A 4,858-nucleotide genomic window follows, 5' to 3' on the forward strand; every position below is an offset into this window, starting at 1 on the left:
ACTTCAGTGATAAAGCCCTGCCCACAGAATTGTTACTGCAGCTGAAAATAGGCGCACAGGTGATGTTCCTGAAAAATGACCTGGCACAACCCCGCCGGTATTACAACGGGAAAATTGCCATCGTGAAAGAAATCAACGACGACGAAATTGTACTGGTGCTGTCTGGTTCTCATGAAGAACTCAAACTGGGAAAGGAAACCTGGCGTAATATCCGCTATTCCTTCAACCAGGAAGAAAACAGCATCGAAGAAGAAGAAATAGGCAGTTTTACCCAATTCCCTATCCGCCTGGCATGGGCCATCACCATTCATAAAAGCCAGGGGCTTACGTTTGAACGCGCCATTATCGACGCGGGCTACGCCTTCGCTCCCGGACAGGTGTATGTGGCCCTCAGCCGCTGTACTTCGCTGGATGGACTGGTACTGCATTCCCGCATCGGACATGGCAGCATCAAAACAGACCGGCAGGTCATCGAATTTGCTGAAAAAGAAAATGAAGCCAACGAACTGGTAGTGTTGCTGGAAATGGAACGGAAGAAATTCCAGGCTACCTCCCTGCTGCAACTGTTCGACTGGTACCGGATGCAAGCCACTATACGCAGTCATGCCGTATGGATCCAGGATAAAAAAGTCCCCGATTTTGATGCCGCCATCAAATTGAGCCGCAGCATGTCGGCCAAAGTTGAACAGCAACAGGAGGTGGCTGCTAAATTTGTGGTGCAGCTGCATCAGTTGCTCGATACCGCCGTGCAAACCGGTGAAATGGAACAATTGCAGCAACGGGTCAACAAAGCCATCGGCTATTTTACCCAGAGCATCTACGAAGACCTGATACTGCCTTTGCAGGCCCACATCGCAGATGTGAAGAAAGCAAAGTCCAAAAAATACCTGCTGCAACTCATGGCCCTGGAGTCTGATTGCTGGAATAAACTACGGCATGTATGGGAGGTTTCCTATGCAGACCTGACTTTTACCGCCGGCCTGAAAGACTATACCGTGCTTCGGGATGCAGATGCCGCTGCTGCCGCTATTCCTGCCGCCGCTGCCAAAGAAAAAGCCGCGAAAGGCAAAGTGGAAAAGGGCGCCAGCCGCCGCGGAACACTGGAACTATTCCTGGCCGGCAAAACGATTCCCGATATTGCCGCTGCCCGCCAACTCGCCGTAGGTACCATCGAAAGCCACCTGGCACAATGTGTGGAAGCCGGCGAAATGGACATCCATAAGTTTGTATCGGAAAGGACCATGCGCCTTATCCTGAAACATATCGGAGAACTCGGCGCCACTGCCGCAGGTCCCATCAAGGAAAGAGTAGGGGAATCCGCCAGCTTCGCGGAAATCCGCGTGGTGCAATGGTACCTGAAAAAGAAACAGGAAGAACAAATAATGAAATAGCTTTTAGCCATTAGCTTTTAGCTTTTAGAGAAATGCAGCGGAGAACATTATATGAATGTTCATCTCCGCTGCATTTCTCTAAAGCTAAAGCAGGATAGCCCGGGTTGCCAACATATTTTCTTCAACGTATTTTGCCAGAAAGCTAACAGTATCAATTATCCGCTGCATTTTGCTAAAAGCTAAAAGCTAATGGCTAACCGCTAAAAGCTAAAAATAAGCTAGTAACCGGTAAAAAAGAGGTAGGATTACTGTCGCATTGCCCGCTAAATTTGCATGTCAGCAATGATCATCTAAATTACTTTACCCGTGAAAGTAGGATTATTTATACCATGTTATATTGACCAGTTCTACCCGCAGGTAGGCATTGCCACCCTGCAGTTGTTGCAGAAACTGGGTTGTGAAGTGGAATACCCACAGGGACAAACCTGTTGCGGCCAGCCAATGGCCAACTCAGGATACGAACATCTTACGCATCAGTGTAATACCCTGTTCATCAAAAATTTTGCTGACTACGATTATATTGTAGGTCCCTCCGGCAGCTGTGTATTGCACATCAAGGATCATTTGCACGATCCGGCGATGGAGGATAAGGCCACCCACATACGTGAACGCATATACGAGTTGACCGAATTCCTCACAGATATCCTGAAAGTAGAATCGCTTCCGGCACGTTTCCCCTGTAAGGTGGGGTTACACCAGAGCTGTCACGGACAACGTGGCCTGGCACTGGCGCAGATGAGTGAGCTGGTGGCTGCACCGTTTTCCAAACCGGAAAAATTGTTACGTATGGTAGCAGGCGTGGAGCTGGTGCCACTCGACAGACAGGATGAATGCTGCGGATTTGGAGGCACTTTCTGCGTGGCAGAAGAAGCCGTGTCTGTGAAAATGGGCAAGGATCGTGTAGCCGATCACGTTAAACATGGCGCAGAGGTCATCACCGGAACAGATGTGAGCTGTCTCATGCACATGGAAGGTATTTTACGCCGGCAGCATGCCGGGGTGAAGGTGATGCATATTGCTGAAATTCTCAATCAAAATATCCATGAACAGGCAAATAGCTGATCACGCAACGCTGGCGGACAACTTTAACAAGGACGAAGCCCGGGTAAACTGGCACGATGAAACTTTGTGGTGGGTGCGTGCAAAACGTGACCGCATGGCATGGACCATCCCGGAATGGGAACTGTTGAGGGAAACCGCTTCACAGATAAAGCTCAATGCACTGGGGAATCTCCATGAGTACCTGTTGCAGTTTGAACAACAGGCACAACAAAACGGCGCCATCGTGCATTGGGCTGCTGATGCCGCAGAGCATAACCAGATCGTGACGGACATACTGAAAAAGCATGGCGTGCAACGGATGGTGAAAAGTAAGTCGATGCTCACGGAAGAATGCCACCTGAACCCACATCTGGCCGCCAACGGTATTGAAGTGATAGATACGGATCTGGGTGAACGAATTGTACAGCTGGCAAAGGAACCACCGAGCCATATTGTACTGCCCTGTATTCATAAAAAGAAAGAAGAGATAGGAGAGCTGTTTCACGAACACCTGGGTACCCCAGCCGGGAATGCGGATCCACAATTCCTCACGGCGGCAGCCAGACTGCATCTTCGTAAGGAATTCCTCCAGGCAAACGCCGCCATAACCGGGGTGAACTTCGCCGTAGCGGAAACTGGGGAGATGGTGGTGTGCACCAATGAAGGGAATGCCGATATGGGGGCTCACCTGGCTAATGTACATATTGCCTGTATGGGCATTGAAAAAATAATTCCGCAACGTAAGCACCTGGGGGTGTTTTTACGCTTGTTGGCCCGCAGCGCTACCGGACAGCCCATTACCACCTATTCCAGTCATTTCAGGCAGCCCAGGGCTGGCCAGGAACTGCATATTGTGCTGGTGGATAACGGTCGTAGCAGGCAACTGGGCCGGGAAGACTTCCGCAACTCGCTGAAGTGTATCCGTTGTGGCGCCTGTATGAATACCTGCCCGGTATACCGGCGCAGCGGCGGACATAGCTATCATACAGCCGTAGCTGGTCCTATCGGAGCTATTCTGGCCCCTAACCTCGATATGAAGGATTATGCAGACCTGCCCTTTGCGTCTACGCTTTGTGGCTCCTGTTCCAATGTATGTCCGGTGAAAATAGATATTCATCAGCAACTGTATAAATGGCGGCAGGTATTGGTAAAGGAAGGGCATACCACCGCTGCTAAAACCGCCAGTATGAAAATTATGAGCGGGGTATTATCTACTCCCGGTACCTATAAAGCCGCCGGTAAAATGGGGCGTTGGGTCATGCGTGCTTTTCCCGGAATGGTAAATAATCGCCTGAACCCATGGTACAAACAACGGGAAATGCCGGCGCCACCGGCACAGTCATTCTCCGAATGGTATCAAAAAAATAAAAAATCTTCATGAGCAGCAGGGATAAAATATTAGCCGCCGTAAAACAGAACCAGCCGGAGGCGGCGCCATTGCCGGCTTTGCAGGGACTCTCCGGTAATATGCCCGGCACGCTGGAAGCCTACCGTAAAGTGCTGGAAGCATTGGGCGGCAGCTTATTCGAAATAAAAGATGAATCAGCTATACCGCCCTTGCTCGCGGAACACTATCCACATTTGCAACGCATCATCACCGCTACAGATATACAACGTGCATGGGTAAACGAAGATCCCCATTTGCTGGAAGATGTAGACATGGCAGTAGTACCCGGACAATGGGGCGTAGCAGAAAATGGTGCGATCTGGCTCACGGAACAGGAAATGCACGTAAGGGTGCTGCCTTTTATTTGCCAGCACCTGGCTATTGTATTACCCCGGCAAAACATACTGCCTACCATGCATGAAGCCTATGAGAAAATAGGAGCGCCACAAACCGGTTTTGGCGTATTCATTGCGGGCCCTTCCAAAACCGCCGATATAGAACAATCATTGGTGCTGGGCGCCCATGGCGCCAAAAGCCTCGTTGTTTTTATTACAGGCGAATAGAATTTACGTATACACGGCTACGTTATTAACGGCCTCACCTGTTAGCAGGGGAGGCCGTATTTATTTGTAAGGGATCCATATTAGATGGGCTCCCATGGCTCATTAGTTATTATTTAATAACAGAAGTATTTAATAAATACTTTACTAACTTTTACGCGGGAAATTAAATAATTTAGTAAATTGGTATGGTGTTTGTTTGAATGCGTTCGTTGTAAGAATTATTTTAGCGCAGTTTTTTTAACCATATTGACATAGCCATATTTTAGTCACCTACTGCGTTAACCAGAAAAATTGAAAGACCATGTATCATCTTTTTAACACTTTAGAGCAATCAGAGCAAAGTAAGTCGTTACAGCAAAAATTTCGGTTGCATCACCACCAATGTTGCATCACTGGTAAAATTTCTTTAATAGTATTTAACGCGGATAGCGTATTCGGCTGATCTGTCTGTTTCGTATATCCAATAAGGTTATTTG

Annotated in this window: 4 protein-coding genes; all 4 read left to right on the top strand. The window is 48.6% G+C overall.

Going from position 1 to position 4,858, the window contains the following annotated elements:
• Positions 1–1,391, top strand: a 1,391-nt coding sequence (locus VIP81_RS11320; protein ID WP_331960036.1) for a helix-turn-helix domain-containing protein, incomplete at its 5' end; no start/stop codon positions are given.
• A gap of 306 nt (positions 1,392–1,697) precedes the next feature.
• Positions 1,698–2,453, top strand: coding sequence for a (Fe-S)-binding protein (locus VIP81_RS11325; protein ID WP_331960039.1), 756 nt, complete (start codon positions 1,698–1,700; stop codon positions 2,451–2,453).
• Entirely contained in the window at positions 2,434–3,813 is a 1,380-nt protein-coding gene (locus VIP81_RS11330) for a lactate utilization protein B (protein WP_331960042.1), read from the top strand. The genes VIP81_RS11325 and VIP81_RS11330 overlap by 20 nt, the downstream gene beginning before the upstream one ends.
• Entirely contained in the window at positions 3,810–4,382 is a 573-nt protein-coding gene (locus tag VIP81_RS11335; protein ID WP_331960045.1) for a LutC/YkgG family protein, read from the top strand. Before VIP81_RS11330 ends, VIP81_RS11335 begins: the two co-directional genes overlap by 4 nt.
• Positions 4,383–4,858 lie beyond the last annotated feature (476 nt).

Origin of the sequence: Chitinophaga sp. (assembly GCF_036566945.1) — a bacterium.
GTDB lineage: Bacteria > Bacteroidota > Bacteroidia > Chitinophagales > Chitinophagaceae > Chitinophaga.